Annotated in this window: 18 protein-coding genes; 9 read left to right on the forward strand and 9 right to left on the reverse strand. The window is 44.9% G+C overall.

All coding sequences use genetic code 11. The annotated features are described in order from the left end of the window. Positions 1 to 137 precede the first annotated feature (137 nt). The 3 genes from ccsA (at position 138) to F7D47_RS10610 (ending at position 5,207) form a co-directional block, all read left to right on the forward strand. Positions 138 to 2,402, forward strand: coding sequence for a cytochrome c biogenesis protein CcsA (ccsA, locus tag F7D47_RS10600; RefSeq protein ID WP_153085023.1), 2,265 nt, complete (start codon positions 138 to 140; stop codon positions 2,400 to 2,402). Between the two features lie 312 nt (positions 2,403 to 2,714). Next, positions 2,715 to 4,358 carry a hydroxylamine reductase gene (hcp, locus tag F7D47_RS10605; RefSeq protein ID WP_153085024.1) on the forward strand — a complete coding sequence of 548 codons (1,644 nt, stop codon included), beginning with the start codon at positions 2,715 to 2,717 and terminating at the stop codon, positions 4,356 to 4,358. Between the two features lie 180 nt (positions 4,359 to 4,538). Continuing rightward, complete coding sequence (locus F7D47_RS10610; protein ID WP_153085025.1) at positions 4,539 to 5,207, forward strand: Crp/Fnr family transcriptional regulator; 669 nt, start codon at positions 4,539 to 4,541, stop codon at positions 5,205 to 5,207. Positions 5,208 to 5,308: 101 nt separating this feature from the next. Here F7D47_RS10610 and F7D47_RS10615 read toward each other — a convergent pair whose 3' ends face one another. The 5 genes from F7D47_RS10615 to F7D47_RS10635 all read right to left on the reverse strand — a co-directional run bounded on the left by F7D47_RS10615 (position 5,309) and on the right by F7D47_RS10635 (position 9,033). Beyond that, positions 5,309 to 6,007, reverse strand: a complete 699-nt coding sequence (locus F7D47_RS10615; protein WP_153085026.1) for a tRNA 2-thiocytidine biosynthesis TtcA family protein — start codon at positions 6,005 to 6,007, stop codon at positions 5,309 to 5,311. A 116-nt stretch (positions 6,008 to 6,123) separates the two neighbouring features. Continuing rightward, complete coding sequence (gene rny, locus F7D47_RS10620) at positions 6,124 to 7,659, reverse strand: ribonuclease Y (RefSeq protein WP_117586134.1); 1,536 nt, start codon at positions 7,657 to 7,659, stop codon at positions 6,124 to 6,126. Between the two features lie 30 nt (positions 7,660 to 7,689). Then, the gene (locus tag F7D47_RS10625) at positions 7,690 to 7,989 is read right to left on the reverse strand and encodes a cell division protein ZapA (protein ID WP_022120985.1); all 300 of its coding nucleotides are present in this window, start codon (positions 7,987 to 7,989) and stop codon (positions 7,690 to 7,692) included. Between the two features lie 11 nt (positions 7,990 to 8,000). Then, positions 8,001 to 8,294: a hypothetical protein gene (locus F7D47_RS10630; RefSeq protein ID WP_022120986.1), complete on the reverse strand. Its 294-nt coding sequence runs from the start codon at positions 8,292 to 8,294 to the stop codon at positions 8,001 to 8,003. Positions 8,295 to 8,382: 88 nt separating this feature from the next. Beyond that, complete coding sequence (locus tag F7D47_RS10635) at positions 8,383 to 9,033, reverse strand: hypothetical protein (RefSeq protein WP_119237158.1); 651 nt, start codon at positions 9,031 to 9,033, stop codon at positions 8,383 to 8,385. A 226-nt stretch (positions 9,034 to 9,259) separates the two neighbouring features. Here F7D47_RS10635 and rfbA point away from each other — a divergent pair, with 226 nt between their 5' ends. From rfbA to F7D47_RS10650, 3 genes are all read left to right on the forward strand, one after another. Further along, positions 9,260 to 10,135 carry a glucose-1-phosphate thymidylyltransferase RfbA gene (gene rfbA / locus F7D47_RS10640; RefSeq protein ID WP_153085027.1) on the forward strand — a complete coding sequence of 292 codons (876 nt, stop codon included), beginning with the start codon at positions 9,260 to 9,262 and terminating at the stop codon, positions 10,133 to 10,135. 64 nt (positions 10,136 to 10,199) lie between these two features. After that, the gene (locus tag F7D47_RS10645) at positions 10,200 to 12,743 is read left to right on the forward strand and encodes a GumC family protein (protein WP_153085028.1); all 2,544 of its coding nucleotides are present in this window, start codon (positions 10,200 to 10,202) and stop codon (positions 12,741 to 12,743) included. A gap of 84 nt (positions 12,744 to 12,827) precedes the next feature. Then, positions 12,828 to 13,256, forward strand: a complete 429-nt coding sequence (locus F7D47_RS10650) for a BT0820 family HAD-type phosphatase (RefSeq protein WP_006846429.1) — start codon at positions 12,828 to 12,830, stop codon at positions 13,254 to 13,256. 146 nt (positions 13,257 to 13,402) lie between these two features. Here the strand turns inward: F7D47_RS10650 and F7D47_RS10655 are convergent, their stop codons facing one another. The 4 genes from F7D47_RS10655 to F7D47_RS10670 form a co-directional block, all read right to left on the reverse strand. Beyond that, complete coding sequence (locus tag F7D47_RS10655; RefSeq protein ID WP_022120992.1) at positions 13,403 to 15,553, reverse strand: peptidylprolyl isomerase; 2,151 nt, start codon at positions 15,551 to 15,553, stop codon at positions 13,403 to 13,405. Positions 15,554 to 15,729: 176 nt separating this feature from the next. After that, the gene (locus F7D47_RS10660; RefSeq protein ID WP_153085029.1) at positions 15,730 to 17,001 is read right to left on the reverse strand and encodes a hemolysin family protein; all 1,272 of its coding nucleotides are present in this window, start codon (positions 16,999 to 17,001) and stop codon (positions 15,730 to 15,732) included. A 19-nt stretch (positions 17,002 to 17,020) separates the two neighbouring features. Beyond that, positions 17,021 to 17,644: an LPS export ABC transporter periplasmic protein LptC gene (gene lptC, locus F7D47_RS10665; protein WP_373121377.1), complete on the reverse strand. Its 624-nt coding sequence runs from the start codon at positions 17,642 to 17,644 to the stop codon at positions 17,021 to 17,023. 82 nt (positions 17,645 to 17,726) lie between these two features. After that, on the reverse strand, positions 17,727 to 19,007 hold the full coding sequence (locus F7D47_RS10670) for a hypothetical protein (RefSeq protein WP_153085030.1): 1,281 nt from the start codon (positions 19,005 to 19,007) through the stop codon (positions 17,727 to 17,729). A 165-nt stretch (positions 19,008 to 19,172) separates the two neighbouring features. Between F7D47_RS10670 and F7D47_RS10675 the strand changes: the two genes are divergently transcribed. The 3 genes from F7D47_RS10675 to secA all read left to right on the forward strand — a co-directional run bounded on the left by F7D47_RS10675 (position 19,173) and on the right by secA (position 24,386). After that, positions 19,173 to 20,450, forward strand: coding sequence for an Lnb N-terminal periplasmic domain-containing protein (locus tag F7D47_RS10675; protein ID WP_228113332.1), 1,278 nt, complete (start codon positions 19,173 to 19,175; stop codon positions 20,448 to 20,450). 68 nt (positions 20,451 to 20,518) lie between these two features. Further along, complete coding sequence (locus F7D47_RS14975) at positions 20,519 to 20,878, forward strand: hypothetical protein (protein ID WP_228113333.1); 360 nt, start codon at positions 20,519 to 20,521, stop codon at positions 20,876 to 20,878. A gap of 169 nt (positions 20,879 to 21,047) precedes the next feature. Beyond that, the gene (secA, locus tag F7D47_RS10685; protein ID WP_022120998.1) at positions 21,048 to 24,386 is read left to right on the forward strand and encodes a preprotein translocase subunit SecA; all 3,339 of its coding nucleotides are present in this window, start codon (positions 21,048 to 21,050) and stop codon (positions 24,384 to 24,386) included. The last annotated feature ends 128 nt before the right edge of the window (positions 24,387 to 24,514 follow it).

The following is a 24,514-nucleotide window of genomic DNA, read 5'->3' on the forward strand; positions in this document are numbered from 1 at the left end:
AGAAAAGCTGCCAGGCAATGAAAAGCATTTGGCAGCTTTTTTTTATCTGAATCTAAAAATATACGGATTAACTCTTGCATGTTTCCGAATAATATCGTAATTTTGCAGCGGAAATTCTATCAAGGTTCCAACTAAGTATGGTTAAAAAGATTATATTCATTCTTTACATCCTTGTGCTCGTATGCATGGCTGCCGCCACCATCGTGGAGAAAAGCCAGGGCACGGATTATGCCCATGCCCACTACTATGGGGCATGGTGGTTCATTCTTATCTGGGCAGTACTCGCTGCCCTCGGTGCTTTCTACATCATCAAAAGAAAAGTGAAGTGCGCTTCTACATTGGCACTCCATCTCTCCTTCATCATCATCCTTGCCGGGGCATTGCTCACACATATATCGGCTAAACGGGGCATGATTCATCTGCGCATCGGTCAGCCTACAGATACTTATATGGCTCAGGATGAAGAGCAGGGTATGAAGGAAGAGAAACTCCCTTTCTCGCTCTGCCTGCAGAAGTTTGAAGCGAAGATGCACGATGGAACCAACGCTGCGGCTGACTATTCTTCAAAATTCACCGTAATAGACGGAGATGATAAGAGCGAAGGCGAAGTTTCGATGAACAACATCTATTCCCACCGGTCTTACCGTCTTTATCAGTCATCTTACGATGAAGACGGCAAGGGAAGCGTGCTCGCTATTAATGCCGATCCATACGGCATACCTGTCACCTATACTGGCTATGCGCTGCTCTTCATCTCCCTAGTGTGGATGCTCTTCGACCCTAAGGGCGGTTATCGCAAACTACTGAAGAGTCCTTTGCTCAAGAAGGGAGCCTTGATGATAGCACTCATCCTCAGTATGGGCAATATACAGACACTGCATGCAGAATCTGCAACAGGCAATCTCCAAAATGCTGTATTGCCAAAGGAAACTGCAGAGAAGTTTGGCGAGCTTCATATTCTCTACAACGACCGCATCTGTCCGGTACAGACCTTTGCCCTCGATTTCTGCAAGAAGATATATGGAGCCAGAAGCTATCAGGGATTGACTGCAGAACAGGTACTCTCTGGTTGGGTATTCTATGGAAATACTTGGGCAAACGAGCCTTTCATCAAGATCAAAAGCGGAGAAATGAAAACAGCGATGAATCTGCCTGACTATGCTTCGCTCAATACTTTCTTCAATCGTGAGATGGGTGGCTATACCATCGGACAGTATGTTCAGGAATACTACAATGGTCAGCAGGACAAGTTCCATCAGCAAGCCGCCGATATCGATGGCAAGATACAAATCATCATGGAGTTGCGAGAAGGTATCTCATTGAAAGTTCTTCCTTACACCTTCACCAAGAATGTGAAGGCTACCAAGGATCATCCTTTCATCAAGGCGGGTACCACCACCTGGTTTTCACCGGTGGATAAGTTGCCACAGGCCGTGGAGCACCAGCATGCGCTCTATATTAGGAATGTATTCTCTCTGCTGAATGGTGATGTAAAGGCAGGCAATACGAGCCGTGTAAACGAGTTCTTCGTCAAGATGAAGAAATATCAGGAGGTTAGTAGCGGTAATTCGCTGCCAACAGCTACACAGTATAAGGCAGAACGCATCAATAATGCCTTTCCTTTTGCAACCATTCTCTTCATGGCAAACCTCACACTGGGCTTCATTGCCCTCTTCTACACCATCTATCGCATGACGAAGAAGAAAGAAATCAAGGCATTGAACATCGCTTTGCCTATCCTGCTTGGCGTATCCTTCCTTGCCTTAACCTTCGGATTGGCATTGAGATGGATTATCAGCGGCAACGTACCTATGTCTAACGGATATGAAAGTATGCTGACTGTAGCCTGGTTCGTGATGCTTATCAGCATTTTAATGCAGTTGCGCATCCGCATCGTCATGGTATTCGGCTTCCTGATTTCAGGATTCTTCCTTCTGGTAAGCCATATCAACCAGATGGATCCTGCCATCGGACAGATGATGCCGGTATTGAACAGTCCGTTACTCAGCATCCATGTCAGCATCATCATGATGAGCTATGCACTGCTATCCTTGACTTTCATCTGTGGCATCATGGGTATCTGCCTTCGCTCTCATGGCGAGGAGCTTCAGGCACTGAGCCGTCTCTTCCTCTACCCTGCCCTCACCACGATGGGATTCGGCATCTTCATCGGAGCCATCTGGGCTAACGTGAGCTGGGGTAATTACTGGAGTTGGGATAGCAAGGAGACGTGGGCGCTCATCACCTTTATGATTTATGCCGTAGTAGTGCATACGCAGAGTCTACCGGTCTTCCGCAAGCCGCTGGTATATCACATTTACATCACCCTGGCATTCATGAGCATTGCCATGACCTACTTCGGTGTGAACTATTTCCTCACGGGCATGCACTCGTATGCATAACCCATCAGAAGACAGAATATATTTAGTCTTAAGGCAAAATTTATTTTCCCTTAAGGCTAATTTTATTTTCCCTTAAGACTAAATATATGATGGTGTTGACATCAATCTAATCAAGAAGTATTCCGGACTAACCCAGAAACAGATAGAAAAAAATCCGTTCCCCCACACTCTTTTTATGTTTTTTTAATATCCTACGGTCACAATTGTTACCGTAGGATTATTTTTAAAGCCGTAATTTTGCAGCCGGAAACCAGGAATGGCAGATAGCCGCCTGGAAGAAAACATTAAAATAACTCATTAATTTATAGCAATATGGCAGAAAACAAAATGTTCTGTTTCCAGTGTCAGGAAACAGCTAAGGGTACAGGCTGTACCATCAAGGGTGTTTGCGGTAAGGAGGCTACAACTTCCAAGTGGCAGGATCTGCTGCTCAGCGTGGTTCGTGGCATAGGAACCATACAGCATAACATAGGCAAAGAGCCGGCACCAGAGGTAACCCGTTTCCTCACGGATGCACTCTTCACCACCATTACCAACGCCAACTTCAACGACCAGGATATCCTGCAAAAGGTAGATAAGGGCATCGTACTGAAGAAACAGCTGCTGCAAAAGGCAGCAAGCATGAATATCCACCTCCCTGCCTATCAGGAGGTAACCTGGGGTGGCGAGAAGACAGACTATGAGGCAGAGGGCGCCCGTGAATCCGTGCTCCGCCACGAGAATCAAGATATCCGCTCGCTCAAGGAACTCACCATGCTTGGTCTGAAGGGTATGGCAGCATACTACGAGCATGCAGCCCATCTGGGAGAAGAGAACAGCGAGATTATCAGCTTCATCTGCCGTGCTCTCGCCACCATCAGCAACCCTGATGCTGATATGAACACGCTGCTGGGCATGGTGCTCGAAACAGGAAAGTACGGCGTGGATGTGATGGCACTCCTCGACAAGGCCAACACCCAGGCATACGGTAATCCAGAACTCACCCGGGTGAACATCGGTACAGGCAACAATCCGGGCATCCTCATCTCAGGCCACGACCTGAAGGATATCGAAGATCTCCTCATCCAGACCGAAGGCACGGGCATCGATGTCTATACCCATGGCGAGATGCTTCCTGCCCACTACTATCCGCAGCTCAAGAAGTACAAGCATCTGGTGGGCAACTACGGCAATGCGTGGTGGAAACAGAAGGAGGAATTCGAGAGCTTCAACGGTCCTGTAGTCTTCACCACCAACTGCATCGTTCCGCCATCGCCATCGGCAGGCTACAGGAACCGCGTCTTCACCACCAACTCTACTGGTTTCCCTGGCTGGAAGCATATCCAGGCGGGCGCCGACGGCCACAAGGACTTCTCCGAGGTGATTGCACTTGCCAAGACCTGCCAGCCACCTAAGGAGATAGAGACAGGCGAGATCATCGGCGGTTTTGCGCATGCTCAGGTCTTTGCCCTAGCAGACAAGATAGTAGAGGCTGTGAAGAGCGGAGCCATCCGCAAGTTTGTGGTGATGAGTGGCTGCGATGGCAGAATGAAGAGCCGCAACTACTACGAGGAGTTTGCCAAGGCGCTGCCTCAGGATGTAGTGATACTCACCAGCGGCTGTGCCAAGTTCAAGTACAACAAGCTTAATCTGGGCGATATCAACGGCATTCCTCGTGTGCTGGATGCCGGTCAGTGCAACGACTCCTATTCCTGGGCGGTTGTGGCATTGAAGCTGAAGGAGATCTTTGGAGCCAACGACATCAATGACCTTCCTATCTTCTTCAATATTGCCTGGTACGAACAGAAGGCTGTCATCGTACTTCTTGCCCTGCTGCATCTGGGCGTAAAGAACATCCATCTGGGTCCTACGCTCCCAGCCTTCTGTTCACCAGCCGTACTGAAGGTTCTGGTAGATACCTTTGGCATTGCCGGAAACGGAACGGTAGAAGAGGACATCAAAAAATATATAGGATAAGAACAGCTGCTACTGAGTTAAGGGAGAATCTGTAAAACTCGGGGAAAAAATCAAAAGATAAGTTTTCATGTTTAAAAGGCACTTTGCAATAACACTCTCGATAGTGTTGCAAAGTGCCTTATTTTTTGAGCAAACAATAAATCGCAGGAAAATGCGTTATTGAATATAAAACTTAAATGTATGAAAGAATCAATATTCGTTACCTTGCAGAAATGCACGGTATTTGAGGGATATACTCCTGAGGAAATCAGAGAGGCGCTATCGATGGTAAGCTACCGGATGGTGGAGTTTGCTGCCAGGGAAACCTATGTGCTGGCAGGAATGCCCTGCAGATATGCCGACATCATCGTCGAGGGGGAGATGATAGCCCGCATGTCGGGATTGTCGGGCAAGCAGGCCCAAATAGAGCGGCTGGGAGAATCGATGCTGATAGCCCCTGCCTATATCTTCGCACATAATAACGAGATGCCCGTAAGCGTGGAGACAAGCAAGAAGACTACCCTCCTGCGCATGAGGCCTTCGGAACTGAAACTGCTGATAGATACCGACGAGCGCATACGCTGGAACTTCATCCAGCACCTGTCAAGGATAGATATCTTCCTTTCGCAGAAAATGCGCATGCTCTCCCTTTTCTCCATCAAGGAGAAGGTGGCGCAATACCTCATCAAGATAGCCACCGAACAGCAGAGCAGAACCATCCGACTGGATGTCAGCCGCCAGGAAATGGCGGATATCTTCGGTATCCAGAAGTTCTCGCTCCTCCGCTGCCTCTCCGAATTCGAGGAGAAGGGTGCCATCAGGATTGAGGGCAAGACCATCACCATACTCAACTCGGATGACATGAAATAAGAAGTAAGAATGAGAGGAAAGGAGAGAGAAATTGGCTAACGAAAGTAGTTTCATGCGCCCATGAAACTACTTTCGTTTTTTATTGCTTCTTCTACTATATTTTATACCATAAAAACGGAGCGCCAAAGACTGTAGCGCGCTTCAGGATTCAACCGCTCTAAATGCTGGAAGACGGCTTGCATATCCGCACGGCGGGTAGTCTCTTCGTAAGGGCACAACGCCTTCTGCTTAGTGAAATGCAACTCTTCTGCTACCTGCCGGATATCCGCCTCATGTACGAGACAGAGCGGGCGGATAATGGTAAGCGGATAATGTTTTAAAGGAAGACTGGGCAGCATGGTGGAATGAGAACCCTCAAAGGTGATGTTCATCAGCAGGGTAACGAGGATATCATCCATGTGATGTCCCAGAGCTATCTTATTGAACCCGTGGCTTACCGCGAACTCGAAGAGCGTCTTGCGGCGGTTCCAGGCACAGAGGAAGCAACGGGTCTTTCGGGGATCGGTGGATTCATCGAACGAACTATGAAGGATATGGAGCTTGATGCCATTCTCTGTACAGAAATCCTGCAGATAAGAGCGGTCGGTCTCGTAAGGAATGTTATCCATGATGATATGAGCCGCCTCCACTTCGATATGAGGTTTATAGATACGGGCACGCTGAGCCAGCAAACGGACCAATTCCAATGAATCCTTGCCTCCACTCAAGGCAATAAGAATACGGTCCCCATCCTCCAAAAGATGATAGTCAACACATCCTTTATTGAATCGCTTTAATACTTTCTGTTCTGCTTTCATCATATTCTAAAAGGGAAAAGAAAAGCCGCACCCTATAAACAGAGTACGGCTTTATCAAGATACATCTCTCTACCTTGCAGAAGAGAAACGACAATTTAAACTTCAAATATAATTCTATCTTACTTAGCGTAAGCTACACTACGGGTCTCACGAATCACAGTAATCTTAACCTGACCAGGATAAGTCATCTCATTCTGAATCTTGGTTGCAATTTCATCAGAAAGCTTGATGCTCTCTTCATCGTTCATCTTATCCGCACCAACGATGACACGGAGTTCACGACCTGCCTGGATAGCGTAAGTCTTGGTTACACCAGGATAACTCATGGCGATAGCTTCAAGATCGTTCAAACGCTTGATATAAGCCTCTACAATCTCACGACGGGCACCAGGACGAGCACCAGAGATAGCATCACAAACCTGTACGATAGGAGCCAATAATGTATTCATCTCCATCTCATCATGGTGAGCACCGATGGCATTGCAGATATCAGGTTTTTCCTTATACTTCTCTGCAATCTTGGCACCATACAATGCGTGTGGCAATTCACTCTCCTCATCAGGCACCTTACCAATATCGTGCAAAAGACCGGCACGCTTAGCCTTCTTAGGATTCAATCCCAATTCAGAAGCCATAACCGCACAGAGGTTAGCGGTTTCACGGGCATGCTGCAAGAGGTTCTGACCATAAGAAGAACGGTACTTCATCTTACCGATGATACGAATCAACTCTGGGTGCAGACCATGGATACCGAGGTCGATAGCTGTACGCTTACCAGTCTCGATAATTTCATTATCCAACTGCTTCTTTACCTTGGCTACCACCTCCTCGATACGGGCTGGGTGGATACGTCCGTCAGCTACCAACTGGTGGAGAGCCAGACGGCAAACCTCACGACGAACAGGGTCGAATGCTGAGATAACGATTGCCTCAGGAGTATCATCCACTACGATTTCTACACCAGTTGCAGCTTCCAAAGCACGGATGTTACGGCCTTCACGACCGATAATACGTCCCTTCACCTCATCATTATCGATATGGAAAACGCTGACAGAGTTCTCAATGGCTGTTTCTGTAGCAACACGCTGGATTGTCTGAATCACAATCTTCTTAGCCTGCTGGTTAGCATTGAGTTTGGCATCATCCATAATTTCGTTCACATAGCTTGCAGCATCGAGTTTAGCCTGATCTTTCAAACTCTCAATCAATCTCTGCTTAGCCTCTTCAGCACTCAGACCAGAAAGTTCTTCCAGTTTAGCCTGCTCCTGTTTCTGCATCTTATCAAGTTCCTGCTGCTTGACAGACAAGAGTTTCTTCTCGTTGTCAACACGCTGCTGATACTGATCAATCTCCATCTTGCGTCGACCGAGGTCTTCCTGACGCTGATTGAGAGAAATCTCGCGCTGCTTCAACTTATTCTCATTCTGCTGGATGCGAGAATTGCGCTGCTGCACTTCTTTTTCGAGTTCCGCCTTCTTGTTGAGGAATTTCTCCTTCACTTCCAAAAGCTTCTTCTCTTTTACTACTTCTGCCTCTTTGTTGGCAGCTTCTATCATTTCATTATATTTTCCCTTAATGACATAACGGAAAATGAAATACCCAGCAGCACCGCCGATAACAAGCGCCACCAAGGCTGCTATAATAGTTACTATCATTATATTATATATATATGTTTATTAATATTCTTATTTCAAAGCGTCTTCAATCTCGGAGGTAAGCTTCTCAAGAATATCATCATAAGGTTTCGTATCATTCCGATCCGATTCCTTCTCATATCTCAATGCCACATCAATGAGCGCCATATACAGGATTTCCTTATCGCTCTTTCTGCCTTTGAAAATCTTGGTATATGAGTTTACAATATCATCTATCAGCTTAGCTGATTTACGATAATACTCCTCGTCTTCCCTAGGTATTCTTACCGAAAGATCTGTATCATAGACGTGTAATCGTATGAGTAATTTATCTTGTTCTTGTTCTGCCATCGTTCCGATTTTTACTTTTCACCCAATAGTGTGATACACTTATTGACATCTCTTATGAGCTTGGCGATGCGCTTCTGAGTAGCTTCCATATCATTGTCAGAAATCGTCATCATCTTCGCCATCTTCAAGCTGTCGTAATCACTCTGCGCTTGAGCCAACTTTTCCTCCAATGCCTTGATTTTGGCATCGCGCTCATCCACCATCGCATAGAGTTCAGCATTCTCCTGCTTGACCTCGTCAAACTTGAGAATCATCTGCCTTACTCTTGTGGCAAACGTATTAATTGTTTTCTCATTTGCACTCATGACTATTATTTTTGGCTACAAATTTAAGAGAATTATTTGAATAAAACAAATATTCTGCTATTTTTTTTCATTTTGGACGCAACATTTGTTACTTTCCCATCTTCTGCTTTGCCTTTTCTACGTCTTCATTTGATGGACGTGGCTCTTTTTTGGCAAGCATCAATACCTGGAAGGTAAAGTCTGTTACCCATTGCTGGCTGAATGCCAAGCGCTTGTTAAACTGGCGCAACTGAAGCACGGTTTTCAGCACACTGGCATCAGAGAAATCATTCTTAGTGAAGATATCTTCTACAGTTTTAGCAGTCAGCTTGTAAAGTGAATTCTTCATGAAGCTAGGCAAACGGAGCTTAAACTTCATCAAGTTGCCCATCAGCATCATCAGATCCTGAGTGAAGTTCTGGAACTGGATGAGATATACGTTTACATCCTGCAGTTTGTGGCAGTTCTTACGGATACTGGAATCTATCTCCTTGAAGAAGGCATCATCCGTATCATAGATATTCTTCATCATTTTCTTCACCTGTGCCTTTTCGCCAATACCCAGACGATTGTTGACCGTCGGAACATGCAGACTTGTCTTGAAGACACGCAAGTCTGGCAACATGGCCAAATTGGTGATACCTAACTGAGAAGCAAGTGCAGCCTGAAAGTATACACGGACCAAAGTCATGTAATCTTCCATTCCACCTACCTTTTTATCGTCGTCTTTACGACCGAATAGTTTAGCAAAAATTCCCATTCCTTTATTATTTTATTTTCTATATCTATTTAAATTGTTCTGCAAAAATACAATAAAATCAGTAAATACCCAAATCAAAGCGACGTTTTTTATATAAAAAGGTGCTTTTTTTATCAAAAAATGCATTTTTATGGCTTATGATTTCACTCATTCAACTTTTTTTAGTAACTTTGCCGCGTTTTAAGATAAGACTATTCAACTTTATTATATTAGAAATAGAGAAGATATGAAAGGAATCGTATTAGCGGGAGGTTCGGGTACAAGACTTTACCCTATTACCAAAGGTATCAGTAAGCAATTGATACCAATTTTTGATAAGCCAATGATATACTACCCTGTTTCCGTGCTAATGTTGGCAGGAATCAAGGAGATTTTGATTATATCTACCCCATTCGACTTGCCTGGTTTCAAACGTCTGTTAGGCGACGGCAGCGAATTGGGTGTACACTTCGAATATGCAGAACAGCCATCACCCGATGGTCTGGCTCAAGCCTTCATCATTGGCGAGAAGTTTATCGGTAATGATACAGCCTGTCTGGTTTTGGGTGACAACATTTTCTATGGAGCCGGTTTTACGGGTCTACTCAAGGAAAGCGTAAAAGCTGCAGAAGAAGGACTGGCAAGCGTATTTGGCTATTATGTAAACGATCCGGAAAGATATGGTGTGGCAGAGTTTGATGAAAACGGCAACTGCCTGAGCATAGAAGAAAAACCGGAAATGCCTAAGAGCAACTATGCGGTTGTAGGACTCTATTTCTACCCAAACAGCGTGGTGCAGGTGGCTAAGAACATCAAGCCTAGCGCAAGAGGTGAGTTGGAAATAACAACTGTAAACCAGCACTATCTGACAGAAAAGACTCTGAAAGTAAGAACCTTACAGCGCGGTTTCGCCTGGCTAGACACCGGTACCCACGATAGCCTTTCGGAAGCCAGTACCTTTATAGAAGTCATCGAAAAGAGACAAGGTCTGAAAGTGGCATGTCTGGAAGAAATCGCATTCAAACAAGGATGGATTGACAAAGAACAGTTGCTGAAACTTGCCCAACCGATGCTCAAAAACGGTTATGGACAGTATCTGAAAGAACTAGCGGCAAGCAGATAGCACAGATTCTATCATTTATCTTATACGAATATAAAAAGGTGTAAACACAATAGAATATAAAATAATGGAAGAAACAAAGAACTTTGATTTGGGACGTGATCAAGAGCAGGAAGAGAAGTCATCTATTGACTTCCAGCTGATTTATTCTACTCTTATCCTCAACTGGAAATGGTTCGTTCTATCACTCATTGTATGTTTGGGATTGGGATATCTCTACATACGCCATGCAAGACCGCAATACCAGGCAACCGCTAAGGTACTGATAAAGGATGACGACCAGAGAAAGAACAGAGGAATGGGTAACAGCATGATTCAAAATGCTGCAAACCTCGGTTTTATTTCAAACTCAAACGGTATAGACAATGAGATTGAAATTCTTTCGGCTCAAGACTTGGCTAACCAGGCTGTAGTAGACATGAAATGCTACGTGAACTATTACCATAAAGGAACCTTCAGGGATCAGTTAGTCTATAAAGAGCAGGAAGTCAGCGTTGACTTAGACCTGGCTCATCTCAAGAAGCTGAATGCTCCTATCAAGCTTCTTATAGAGAAAACTGGCAGCCAGTATCAGGTAACAGGTTCATACTACATACCTGTAGATGCCTTTTCCTATCAGAAGGATCCTGTAAAGATTGAAAAGACTTTAGCTGGTCTGCCAGCAAGCATCAATACACGTGTAGGAACCCTCCACTTCACTCAGAACGGCAAATACGCATTGAAAGACGGTGAGAGCCTGAAGGTGATTATCGTGTCACCAGAAATGGCGGCTAAGGGCTATACAAAAGCACTGACTGTCAGCCAGACTTCAAAGACTACAACCATAGCCGAACTGGTGATGAAAGATGAAGATCCTCAGCGCAGCATCGACTATCTGAGAACTCTGGTAAATGTTTATAACCGCCAGGCCAACGAAGACAAGAATGAAATTTCTTTCCGCACAGAACAGTTCATCAACCAGCGTCTGGAGAAGATTAACAACGAACTGGGCAATACAGAAGGCCAGCTCGAAAGCTACAAGAAGCGTAACAATGTTGTAGAGATGAAGCTCAACGCAACAGCTGCCATCGCTAACTCAGACACATACGCCCAGAAACTCCAGGAGGCTAACACACAGGTTGAACTTCTGAATGAGCTTGGCAAATACATGAACGAACCTGGCAATAGATATCAGCCTATCCCATCAAACGTAGGTCTGACTGATGAAAGTTCAACAGAGTTGATTAACGAATACAACAAGATAGCTCTGAACCGCAACCAGATGTTGCATTCTGCCAGTGAGAATTCTCCAACCGTTACACCATTATCAGCCCAGTTGGATGACCTTACAAAATCTATCAAGCGTGCCATGCGCCAGGCTAAGCTGGGTATGGAAATCCAGCGTAACAGCATAGCCAAACAAGCTGCCATGTATGCCAGCCAGATAGGTAACTCGCCAGAACAAGAGCGAGTTCTTACACAGATTGGTCGCCAGCAGGAAGTAAAATCAGGTCTTTACCTGATGCTTCTTCAGAAACGTGAGGAAAACTCCATTTCGCTAGCAGCAACGGCAGACAAGGGTAAGGTTATCGATGCTCCTTCATTGGAAGGAAAGGTTAGTCCTAAGAGTCCTATCATTATGCTGATAGCACTGGTACTGGGTATTGCAATCCCTGCCGGCATCCTCTTCCTGAGAGAATTCTTCAAGTACAAGATTGAGGGACATGAAGACGTGATGAAACTTACCCAGATACCTGTCATTGCCGATATTCCTGTAGCAAGCGACGCTGCCAAGAAGGAAGGAAAGGCTGACATTGTGGTTCACCAGAATGTAAACAACCTGATGGAGGAGATTTTCCGTGGTCTGCGTACCAACATTCAGTTTATGCTGAAGAAAGGTGAAAAGGTCATGATGTTTACCTCTTCTACGTCAGGTGAAGGTAAAACCTTCGTGGCTTCCAATATCGGTATCTCGCTCGCCTTGCTGGGCAAGAAGGTTATCATGGTAGGTTTGGATATCCGTAAGCCACGTCTGGCAGAGCTCTTCGAGATTGACAACCACCATAATGGTATCACCAATCTGATTATACACGACCATAACACATGGGATGATATACAGAAACAGATTCTCTCTTCGGGTGTCAACAGTAAACTCGACCTCCTTATGGCTGGCCCTGTTCCTCCTAACCCAGGAGAGTTAGTAACCAGAGCAAGCCTTGACGACATTATCAGTCAGTTGAAGGAACATTACGACTATGTTATCCTCGATACGGCTCCTGTAGGTCTTGTAAACGACAGTTTGCAGCTTGGACGTCTGGCTAATCTCTGTGTATACGTCTGCCGCGCAGATTATACTCCAAAGGCTAGTTTCGGCATGATCAATGGTTTGAAAGCCGAGAATAAATTGCCTAACATGTGCTTAGTACTCAATGGCGTCGACCTCTCTAAGAAGAAGCACAGTTTCTATTATGGTGTTGGTAAGTACGGCAAATATGGTAAATATGGCAACTATGGTTCTTATGGATCATACGGCAAGTATGGCAAATATGGAACTTACGGCCAGTATGGCAGCTATGGCAACTATAGCAACAGCCACTATGGCAATGCCAACGACAACAGTATTAAGAAGTAATCAAAAACATACATTCAACAAAAATAAGAGTCTTTCTATCCAGATAGGAAGACTCTTTTAGATTAATAAAAACATTAAGACTATATGGCAACAATTGCAGTAGATTTCGATGGTACAATCGTAACCCACGAGTACCCGAAGATTGGTACAGAGCTACCTTTCGCCACAGAAACATTAAAGATGTTGATTAGAGACCACCACAAGCTTATTCTATGGAGCGTACGCGAAGGAAAGCTCCTGGACGAGGCAGTAGAATGGTGTAGAGAAAGAGGAGTTGAATTCTGGGCTGTAAATAAGGATTATCCTGAAGAGAGTCTGGAGAACAATAACCACTTCTCACGCAAGCTCAAAGCCGACTGGTTTATCGATGACCGAGGTATTGGCGGTTTGCCAGACTGGGGGGAGATTTATCAGATTATCACCAACCATACAAGCTATCGCAGAGTACTGAAGCAGAAGTTCGGCGAGCAGCAGGAAGCCCCTAAGAAGAAGCATTGGTGGAGCCGCGGATAAAGTGTTTCTCCAAAAGGATATCCTAGTAAATACGATAAAAGATAACCTGATAGATAAAATAAAAGATATTCCAATAAATAAAAAAGGTGTATTGCTCATTGGCAATACACCTTTTTTATTTATTGGAATGAATTTACTAGTCTGAATTAGAAGAACAAGTAGCGGTTATCAACTACATGAGCGTTCAGATAAAGCTCATTCATGAAGTTACCTGCATACTGCATAGCCTTCTGACGGCACTTCTGCTCGTATGTCTTGTCATCGAACTTAACAGGACGGTTAGTCTTATTTACAACCTGGAAGAGATAAACACCAGCGTTACCCTTCACAGCATGAGCAGAGAAAGCACCCTTCTTAGTACCTGCAACAGCACCAGAGAGAGCAGGCTCGCTAGCGCCAGTAGCTGCGATGAATACAGGAGCAGCGAAAGTAATCTGGTTTACAGAAGAAACCTTACCACCCTTAGCCTTAGCAGCTGCGATGTTCTTAACACCGTTCAACTTAGCCTCTATCATCTCAGCCTTCTTATCCTTGAGCACCTCTGCCTTAACAGTCTCCTTGACAACTGCATCATTCAAATCACGATAACCGATATGATGAATCTTATCAAGAACCACAACCAACAGGTGGTTGTTATCACCACACTCATAGAGAGGTGAAATCTCACCTTCCTTGCTATCGAAGATCCACTTCAAAGCCTCGCGTGTAGAATGTATGTTTGCTACATAGTGAACAGAAGTTGTAATATCCTTCAAGTCCTGAACCTTGTAACCTTCCTTAGCTGCATTCTTCAAGAGATCCTCTGACTTAGGATTAGCACTTACGAAACTAGAGAACTTGTTGTAAGCTGTACGGTAAGTACCCTGAGAGAAGTCGATAGGCTTCTTGATAACGGCAGCAGTATACTTGCTAACCATTGCCTTGCGGTCAAGAACCTGAAGAACTACATATCCCTGACCCAACTGAAGCTGGTTCAAAGAGTTAACTGCTGCAGTATTCAATGTATTGATGAATGTCTTGTTGTCCTTATCCATAGACTGGGCATACTCATACTGCTTGGTAGTCATCCAAGCCTTGTCACCAGTCTGGCCATACTTCTTAGCGATAGCCTCGAAATCAGCACCACCGGCAATAGCGCCCTGAATAGAATCTGCCTTAGTCTTAGCCTCAGCTACTGAGTTAGCAGCAACCTGAATAACACGATACTGTACTGAATCAGGCAATTCCTGCTTAGCTACCAACTTAACGATGTTCAATGTATTGTCACCGGCATTAGCCTTAACAGCAGAAGTAGAACCTACAGCCATAGAATCAAGCTGAGCTGCGATATCACGTGGGAAAGCATCCTTTGAAACAGGAATACCAAGGTAAGCTACTGTAGAAGCAGACTTACGTACAACCTCTGTAGGATCTGCTGCAGCAGCCAACTGTGAGTGATAACCTGCAAATTCCTTGTTAAGAGCAGCACGGTCTGCATTTGAAGCCTGAACCTCGATATCAACGAACTTGATGTCACGGCTCTCAACAGGCTGCTTGAAGCGTGCCTTGATCTCATCATACTTAGCCTTCAGATCGCTTTCAGAAATCTTTACCTTATCATCCTGAATGTCAGAGTAAGGGAAAGCAGCCAACTGAATCTGGCTCTCTTCATTCTCCTCCTTGAAAGCCATCTTTGCCTCTACAGGGTTTGACAGGAAGCAACCGGCGAGAAGAGCCTGATACTTCTGAGCCAAAGTCTGCTGGCGGAGAGTCTTCTCGATGAATGACCAGTAGTTGTAAATCTTGGTATACTGATCCATCATCTGTGCGTTAGCAGATGGGTTAGCCTTCTGTGCCTTGTAGTCTGCCAAGAACTTCTGGAGAGAAGATGCGTCGAAACGACCTGTCTGCTGATTAACGAAAGGAGTCTGCTGAAGCATAGGGTTAGTACCTGTCTTCAGGATGTCCTGAAGCTCTTCATCGGTCACAGTAAGGCCCAACTTGCTAGCTTCCTTAGCGATAATCTGGTTCTGGATGTAGGTATTCCATACCATATCCTTCACCTGATTCATCTGCTCTTCAGGAAGATTTTCCTGACCCTGTTGCATTTTAATAACTTCTGAATACTCATCAACGAGCTTCTGGAAATCCTGCACGCTGATTTTTTCGCCCAAAACCTCACCAATCTGCTGGCGCTCATTATTCTTTGCAGAATCGCAAGAGCGGAAAGCTTCCTCGGCAATAAAGGCGAAAAGGCCGAAACTGATGATACAAACCAGTATCACGCCTCTTTTTCTAATTGTTCCTAATGCTGCCATTACGTTTTAATTATTATTATTATTTTTATTTTTTCCTAAGTTTAGATTGAACCACTTTTGATGCTAGTAGCCAATTGTCTGCAAAAATACAAAAATAATACGAGAAAAGGGAATTTTTTGCTATCTTTTTTGACTATTACCTCAAAAAAAGCAAAAAATTCCCTTTTCCTGCTCAGCTATTTGATGATGTGGAGTTTAACAAGCTCTATTTTACGCGATGTTGACTTGATAATCTTGAACTCAAAATTATCAAACTTAATCACCTCGTTGAGTTTAGGAAAGCTCTGATATTCATGCAATATCAAACCGCCTACAGTCATATATTCATCACTTTCCGGCAGTTCAAGACCAAACATATCGTTCACCTTGTCAATCTCCAGTCGTGCAGAAAGGAGATAGTCACCATCATCGGTTTTCTTAGCTACATATTTGGCTGAATCGTGCTCATCTTCTATATCTCCGAAGATTTCCTCCACGATATCTTCCAGACTCACCAAACCGCTAGTACCGCCAAACTCATCTACAACGATACCTAAAGACTTCTTCTGCTGCAAAAAAGTCTGCATCAGTTTCTGCGCCTGCATCGTTTCCGGCACAAAAGGAAGTGTACGGATATGATCCTGCCAACGTGAAGGATGGTGGAAGAGTTCGGAACTGTGAATATATCCCGCAATATGGTCTATATCCTCTTCATATACAATGATTTTCGAATTACCGCTCTCTATGAATTTCTGCTGCAGTTCTTCGAGAGAAGTATCCATTTCAACAGCCTGAATCTCAGTACGGGGCACCATACAGTCGCGTACTTTAGTATCGGAGAAATCAAGGGCATTCTGAAAAATCTTCACCTCGTCATTAATTTCATCTTCATTGGTAGCATTATCGATACTTGACTGCACAAGATAATCAAGGTCTACCTTAGAAAAGCCTTCATCTGTCCCCTCTGCATCCATCTTCATACCTATCAGACGCAGCAGGCACTTACTCAAAAAAGTACTGAACTTGCTGATAGGCCACAATACCACATAGCACAGATAAGCTATCGGACTGAAGATAGAAAGCAAGCGGTTCGGATTAGACTTGAAAAGCGTCTTTGGCAGAAACTCACCTGTAAAGAGTACTATCAGCGTAGACAGAATGGTATCTGCAGGCACCGTAAAGGCTGCATCAAAACCTGCGAAAATCGTATTGTCGAAAAGACGGGCTATCAGGATACCATAAACTACAAGGGCTATATTGTTGCCCACGAGCATGGTACTGACAAAGCCATTCGGATGATTATAAAACAAAGATAACAGTCGTTGCGTAAGGCCGTTTTTCTCCTTATCCATCTCCGCCAACATACGGTTGGAAGAGACGAAGGCAATCTCCATTCCACTGAAGAATGCTGAGAAGACCATCGTAATGAGAATGCCTACGACTAAACTCATATCCACCTGTTCATTCATTATATCTTTTTCTTTTTAATTAGTGCATGATAGGAATCGTAGTGGCTCTGACTGGTGTAGCCGGCTGACGGAAGTTATTCTTGACAGAATCAGGCTGGCTGCTCAACGTATCGGCACCACCACCTCCTGTCAGGTCTCCCTTTTCAAAGCTACCCTTCGAATTGCTCACATAATAGCGCGTCATCTTTTCATCACTCCAGAAATGAGAACCCTGTAGCGTTCTTTCAGGAGTAACAAGTTTACTGAATACGTTACTTGACAATTCGTGCTTATTCTGATCCCAGGTAAGTTGCTCACTATTGAAGCGCAAACCATCTTTGGTCAGAATGCTCACCCTACCATAAAGCTTCCATATCTTCTGCTGATCATAATAATAAGCTGTATCACACTGGATATAACTATTAATATGGAATTTCTCATCAAACTGCTCCAGCAAAAGTCCCTTATCAAAGATCCACAAAGATGGATTCTTGCTGGTATTCACCTCCCACCGTTCTGTTACGATGCGATATTTCATAACTCCCGAGTCGCTTACCAATGTATTTACACCATACGACGTCATCATCGCCACCGAGTCTTGCGGACGGATGGCGGGCGCAGTATGTTCTACCTGGTTCTGGCAACCAGCCAAAATCAGGAACATCAGGATACCGACAACATAAGAGCCTTTTATTCTATACATTATTATATAGAGATTCTATACATTATTATATATAAGCGGAAGATTAATCCATCTTCCACTTCTTAAACCAATCCTCGTTGAATGTGAATCCGATATTGATACGGAAAGAATTTTCCTTAATCAGATCCTTAGCCGAACTCTTCACCCACTGACCGCTGATATTCAGCATAGAGCGGTTGTTGTAAGAATTCATGATAGGAATACCGAAACCGGCACTTACAGAGATTTCCTTCGGACCATCAACACCATTCATCTTATAATAAGGTGTGGCGTAGCTGGCACCTACACGATACTGAACACGCTTGAAGAAAGCACGGCTGCGCTCTCCATAGCAATACTGGGCACCGAGATTGAACTTGCTTCTATCCTTGTAGATACCATTTTTCAAGGCGTAGTTGGTTCCATCGAAACTAGGATACCCCAAGCTACCCCACTTCTGCAGACTGTAATCAAAGCCTACCTTCCACTGGTTGTTATGATTCCACATCACACCCGCACCAATCATGGTAGGCAACTTGTAAGCCTTGCCGATAGAGTAAGCGGTGGTATCGGTAACACCGTTCTGGGTATCATTAGAAATGATTTTCATATCAGCAGAAGCTCCCAGACCATGTCCTGGCGAGAAGGTGACACCCACGGTAGCCCAATCTTTTTTTGAGAACTGATGGGTATACTGTACACCGAAATCAACCTTATAGCTGTTCACCTGCATAGAATAGTAACGGGTGAGGGTCTTGTAATAAGAATTGCTGTAGCTGTTTGCTACACTTCTGTCTATACTACCCCAGAGATATGAGAAGTTGGCACCTACGGCCAAGCCCTTGACCGGTTCCCAACCAGCGCCGATGTATGCCTGATGCAAACCACCATCGCCGGAATAAGTATTAGTATAGTAAGCTTCCTTGTCAGCATTCACCCATTCTGATGCAGAATAATTATAGCCAACATTGGTAAAAGGAATGATACCGAAGCTCATACCTACATGTGGCAGCAAGCGGAAGCCTGCAACAACATACTCAAAATTTGAGTTGTTGGCATTCTTCTTCACACCATTCTCTTCAAAATTTGTCACCTGACCAGAGATGCCGGCATCAAGGATGAAAGTCATAGAATCAATCGAAGCATAAGATGCAGGGTTGAGATAGTTTACCTGATTATGCTCATGAAAGCCAAGACCGACTCCATTCATACCGCGATTAAAACCAGAAGTCTGGTCTGACAAGATGCCAAGACCATACTGGCTGTATGGCGAATTAGTACCACTTTGGGCATTAACCATAAGGGCTGAACCCAACAATAGGGTTGCTAAAAAAAGCTTTCTCATTCTTTAATAATCATTCAAAATTATATTCAGAGTGCAAAAGTATTAAAAAAAATCTAGAAAAAAGAAGGATAATTGAAAATAATAAGGTATTTTTGCATCGTGAAACGTTTTAAGCATATTTTTAGTGCCATTTTAGCAGTAATTTTAATCAATTTAACTACTGAAGTGGCTGCACAGGATTTTTCAAGAGACAAGGACTCTGATATTTCTGTGCAGAACAGTCGTGTCAATGAAGAAGCTACTGCGTGGCTCGATTCTGTTGACATATCTCTCCTGACTTGCGGACCAGGTCAGGAGGTGTGGTCGTATTATGGACATACCGCTCTACGCATCCAGAACAAAGCTATGGGAACGGATGTTGCCGTCAACTGGGGTATGTTCAGTTTTAACCAAAGTTGCTTCGTACTCCGTTTTGTTTTCGGACTCACCGACTATCAGATTGGCATCTACCCTATGAGCGACTTCATTGCCGAATATGCACATGAAGGCAGATGGGTAAGACAGCAACGTCTCCGCCTCTCCCGTACAGAGAAACTGGGAATTCTGAGAAGCATCGACAAGAATGCACAGCCGGAGAACCGCGTATACCGCTACAATTTCTTCTATGATAATTGTACGACCCGGGCACGCGAGATGATTCTCTCCAACATTGGAAACCAGAGTACCAACTTTAAAGATATCCCTACCACTTCTACCTACAGGGAAGAGATTCACAAGCTCAACGGACAGCACCGCTGGGCAAGATTCGGTAATGACCTTCTTTTGGGCTGTCAGGCAGACCGCCCTATCACACAAAGAGAATGGGAATTCTTGCCAGACAATCTGAGCAAAGACTTTGCCACAGAAGGAAGAACCGACTTTATTGATGCATCTCAGACTGCAGACGGCAAGACCAATGCAACAAGTGCCAGCGGCTATATCACTCTGGTAGATGAAACATCCGATATTATCCCAGCCCAGGCACAAATAATAGACGATACTCCTGTTACACCACAAATGATAGCCATAGCTCTGGCAATCATCATCATAGGAACAACGGTAAGAGAATGTGTAAAAAAGAAAAACTACTGGTGGTTTGATGCCATCCTGCTTGTTCTGACAGGATTACCGGGACTGATTCTCTTTGCCATGATCTTCTCGCAGCATCCTACTGTACAGATAAATTTCCAGATTCTGATACTGAATCCGCTCAACCTCATCTTTGCCTGGAAGACTGTCAAGAGGATGAAAGCAGGTCGTCAGTATTGGTATTTCGAACTTCTGGGATGGCTTCTGCTCATTGCCCTGTTCATGCAGATATGGCAGAACTATGCTGAGGGTATGAGTATTTTGGCACTTTCTTTGCTAGCGAGATACTGCGTCAAGTCGACCATGATGGATTTAAGTCCAAACAATTACGGTTTGCAGAAGCATATCGTAAAGAAATTCAGAAAGAATAAATAGACATAAAAATATACGTAAGGAAACGATTGGCACAATATCGTTTTCCGTACAGAAGAAGATAAACAACAATGATGGTAAACAGATATATCACAGCCCTTTTGGTTGTCCTGGCGGCAACCGGCATGGAGGCGCAGACTTATCAGCAGGCGCTGAAGTTTGCGCTTACGGATATATCCTACGATGAATTCATCCAGCAACCGGAGGCGAAGGCATTGGAGGAGGACATTCTCTGCGTGCTCAAAGCCATCAAAGCGGCATCAGAAGATGAGAGCATCGCTACGCATCATCCTATCCTGTCGGCAACACTTGCCGCCAATTCTTCTGACATTCTGACAGGCATTCATTCACATATTTATTATGATTCCCCTACGGAGCATAGATACAAAGTTCCGTATGGGAGTATTGTTATTCGAGGTCCAGACTGCTGATTTTATGCTTTCAGTAAGCAAAACTCAGAAGATTTGCCATAAAAACAGGTAATAATTGGCAATTCCTTGCAGATTTACAGATATTTTTAGTAAATTTGCAAGCTAGTAATAAACAACAGGAGATTTTACTCCCAAACATCATCGAATAATAATAAAAAATAAATATACAATGAACTTTAACAAAATTCTCCAGTCATTGTTTGGCAACAAGTCAACTCGCGATATGAAGTTGATCCAGCCAATCGTAGAAAAGATCAAGGCAGAGTATCCTAAGATGCAGGCCTTAAGCAATGACGAACTTCGTGCAAAAACAAAAGAACTTCAGAAGTACGTACAGGAGTACGCCAAGGAAGAGAAGGCTAAGATTGCTGAACTCAAGGCTAAAATTGAAGACACTCCTATTGATGAGCGTGAAGGTATCTTCAACCAGATCGACAAGTTAGAGCAGGAAGCACTCGACAAGTATGAGGAAGCCCTCAACGAGGTTTTGCCTCAGGTTTTCGCTATCGTTAAGGATACTGCTCGCCGTTTCGCTGAGAACGAGGAAACAATAGTTACTGCTACCGACTTCGACCGCGAGCTGGCTTCTAATCCAGCTAACGACTTCGTTACCATCGATGGCGACAAGGCTATCTATCACAACCACTGGACAGCCGGCGGTAATGATATGAAGTGGGAAATGATTCACTACGATGTACAGCTCTTCGGTGGTGTTGTTCTCCATCAGGGTAAGATTGCCGAGATGGCTACCGGTGAGGGTAAGACCCTTGTAGGTACAACTCCTATCTTCCTGAACGCCCTCACAGGCAATGGTGTTCACGTCGTTACCGTGAACGACTATTTGGCTAAGCGTGACTCTGAGTGGATGGGACCTCTCTATATGTTCCACGGTCTCTCTGTAGATTGTATCGACAAGCACCGTCCTAATTCCGACGAGCGTCGCAAGGCATACCTGGCAGATATCACCTTTGGTACCAACAACGAGTTCGGTTTCGATTATCTTCGTGATAACATGGCTACCAACCCAGCCGATCTGGTACAGCGCCAGCACAACTACGCCATCGTCGATGAGGTCGACTCAGTATTGATTGATGATGCCCGTACCCCATTGATCATCTCTGGTCCTATTCCAAAGGGCGACGATCAGATGTTTGAGCAGTATCAGCCATTGGTTGAGAAACTTTATGAGGTACAGCGCAAGCAGGCTACAGAATTGCTCGCCGAGGCTAAGCAGAAGATTAACGAAGGTACAAAAGCTAAGAATCAGGAACTCCTTGATGAAGGCTTCCTCGCACTCTTCCGTTCTTACAAGGCATTGCCTAAGAACAAGCCATTGATCAAGTATCTTTCTGAGGAAGGTATCAAGGCTGGTCTGCTGAAGACCGAGGAGTACTACATGGCAAACAACAACCGTGAGATGCCTAAGGCTACTGAGCCATTGTACTTCGTAGTAGACGAGAAAATGAATTCTGCCGACCTGACCGATAAGGGAACCGACTGGTTGGCTAAGCAGGTAAACGACAAGGAACTCTTCGTATTGCCTGATATCACAACAGAAATGAGTGAACTCGAGGCACGTACAGACCTTACCGACCAGGAGCGTCTTGACAAGAAAGACGAGATGCTGGCTCACTATGGTGTACAGAGCGAACGTGTTCACACCTTGCAGCAGCTCCTGAAGGGTTACACCATGTTCAATAAGGACGACGAATATGTTGTCATGGACGGACAGGTGAAGATTGTGGATGAGCAGACAGGACGTATCATGGAAGGCCGTCGCTGGAGCGATGGTTTGCACCAGGCTATTGAAGCTAAGGAGCACGTAAAGGTAGAGGCTGCTACACAGACCTTTGCTACCATCACACTTCAGAACTACTTCCGTATGTACCACAAACTCGCAGGTATGACCGGTACAGCAAGTACAGAGTCAGGTGAGTTCTGGGATATCTACAAACTCGATGTTGTTGAGATTCCAACCAACCGCCCTATCCAGCGTAAGGACTTGGATGACCGTGTATACAAGACTGCCCGCGAGAAATATCGTGCAGTTATCGACGAAATCGAGGAAACACGTAATGCTGGCCGCCCAGTCTTGGTAGGTACAACATCTGTCGAGATTTCTGAGTTGTTGAGCAAGATGTTGAAGATGCGCAACATTCCTCATAATGTATTGAACGCTAAGCTGCACCAGCAGGAGGCTCAGATTGTAGCCGAGGCAGGTCGCTCAGTAAACGGTAAGGGTGCCGTAACCATTGCTACCAACATGGCAGGTCGTGGTACCGATATCAAGCTGACTCCAGAGGTAAAGGCTGCAGGTGGTCTTGCCATCATCGGTACAGAGCGTCATGAGAGCCGTCGTGTAGACCGTCAGCTCCGTGGTCGTGCCGGTCGTCAGGGTGACCCAGGTTCTTCAGTATTCTATGTATCATTGGAGGATAAGCTGATGCGTCTCTTCGCTTCAGAGCGTATCGCCAAGGTAATGGACCGTCTCGGTTTCGAGGATGGCGAACGTATCGAGAGCCCAATGATCAGCAAGAGTATCGAGCGTGCTCAGCGCAAGGTTGAGGAAAACAACTTCGGTATCCGTAAACACCTCTTGGAGTATGATGACGTGATGAACCGTCAGCGTACCGTTATCTACGAGAAGCGTCGCCACGCCCTCATGGGTGAGCGTATCGGTATGGATATTGCCAACATCATCTGGGACCGCGTATTGAACATCGTTAACAACAACGACTTCTTCGGTGCCAAGGAAGAGTTCCTGAAAGTTCTCGCTATGGAGATTCCATTCAACGAGGATGAGTATGAGAACGGCAGACGTGAGGATTTGGCAGAGCGTGCTTTCCAGGAGGCTATGGCTACATTCAAGCGTAAGACAGACCGCATCCAGGCTACAGCTATGCCTATCATCAAGCAGGTATACGAAAACCAGGGTGCTATATACGAGCGCATCATGGTGCCTATCACAGACGGCAAGCGCATGTACAATATTCCTTGCAACCTCAAGGAGGCATACGAGAGCGAGGCTAAGAACGTAGTGAAGGAGTTTGAGAAGAGCGTTGTTCTCCAGATTATCGATGACGACTGGAAGGAGAACCTCCGCAAGCTTGACGAACTGAAGCACTCTGTACAGAATGCAAGCTACGAGCAGAAGGATCCTCTCCTCATCTTTAAGTTGGAGAGTGCCAAGGTTTGGGATGCCATGATCAATGACATGTACGACCGTATTGCAAGTATCCTGATGCGTGGTCAGATTCCAGTAATGGAGCAAGAGCAGCCAGTTCAGGAGGCAGCTCCTGAGCAGCACACTCAGCAGAACTATGTTGAGAGCAAGGTAGATTTGGATGCAGAGCGTGAGGCACAGGAGGCAGCTGCTAACCAGGATACCCGAGAGGGCGCACAGGTAAACCGCACTCCTTACCGTGCAGAGCACATGCCACGTCCTAACGACCCATGTCCATGCGGAAGCGGCAAGAAGTTTAAGAACTGCCACGGCAGAAACCTGTAATCACAATAAATGATGATGCTCTTATATATATAATAAGGTATAAGAACATTCATCATCAGAAATAATGATAAGAATACCTAGATTTGATGATACTCTCATCATTTCTAGGTATTTTTATTTTAAAACTA

It is taken from the genome of Segatella copri, from assembly GCF_009494835.1.
Taxonomy (GTDB): Bacteria; Bacteroidota; Bacteroidia; order Bacteroidales; family Bacteroidaceae; genus Prevotella; species Prevotella copri_F.

Bases quoted from the DNA above. Each gene is read 5' to 3' on its own strand.
- F7D47_RS10650 (WP_006846429.1), top strand. From the start codon at position 12,828: ATGGCAACAATTGCAGTAGATTTCGATGGTACAATCGTAACCCACGAG.
- F7D47_RS10625 (WP_022120985.1), bottom strand. From the start codon at position 7,989: ATGGCAGAACAAGAACAAGATAAATTACTCATACGATTACACGTCTAT.
- lptC (WP_373121377.1), bottom strand. From the start codon at position 17,644: ATGTTCCTGATTTTGGCTGGTTGCCAGAACCAGGTAGAACATACTGCG.
- F7D47_RS10635 (WP_119237158.1), bottom strand. From the start codon at position 9,033: ATGGGAATTTTTGCTAAACTATTCGGTCGTAAAGACGACGATAAAAAG.
- F7D47_RS10615 (WP_153085026.1), bottom strand. From the start codon at position 6,007: ATGATGAAAGCAGAACAGAAAGTATTAAAGCGATTCAATAAAGGATGT.
- F7D47_RS10630 (WP_022120986.1), bottom strand. From the start codon at position 8,294: ATGAGTGCAAATGAGAAAACAATTAATACGTTTGCCACAAGAGTAAGG.
- F7D47_RS10670 (WP_153085030.1), bottom strand. From the start codon at position 19,007: ATGAGAAAGCTTTTTTTAGCAACCCTATTGTTGGGTTCAGCCCTTATG.
- ccsA (WP_153085023.1), top strand. From the start codon at position 138: ATGGTTAAAAAGATTATATTCATTCTTTACATCCTTGTGCTCGTATGC.
- F7D47_RS10660 (WP_153085029.1), bottom strand. From the start codon at position 17,001: ATGAATGAACAGGTGGATATGAGTTTAGTCGTAGGCATTCTCATTACG.
- hcp (WP_153085024.1), top strand. From the start codon at position 2,715: ATGGCAGAAAACAAAATGTTCTGTTTCCAGTGTCAGGAAACAGCTAAG.
- rfbA (WP_153085027.1), top strand. From the start codon at position 9,260: ATGAAAGGAATCGTATTAGCGGGAGGTTCGGGTACAAGACTTTACCCT.
- secA (WP_022120998.1), top strand. From the start codon at position 21,048: ATGAACTTTAACAAAATTCTCCAGTCATTGTTTGGCAACAAGTCAACT.
- F7D47_RS10645 (WP_153085028.1), top strand. From the start codon at position 10,200: ATGGAAGAAACAAAGAACTTTGATTTGGGACGTGATCAAGAGCAGGAA.
- rny (WP_117586134.1), bottom strand. From the start codon at position 7,659: ATGATAGTAACTATTATAGCAGCCTTGGTGGCGCTTGTTATCGGCGGT.
- F7D47_RS10610 (WP_153085025.1), top strand. From the start codon at position 4,539: ATGAAAGAATCAATATTCGTTACCTTGCAGAAATGCACGGTATTTGAG.
- F7D47_RS10655 (WP_022120992.1), bottom strand. From the start codon at position 15,553: ATGGCAGCATTAGGAACAATTAGAAAAAGAGGCGTGATACTGGTTTGT.
- F7D47_RS14975 (WP_228113333.1), top strand. From the start codon at position 20,519: ATGATGGTAAACAGATATATCACAGCCCTTTTGGTTGTCCTGGCGGCA.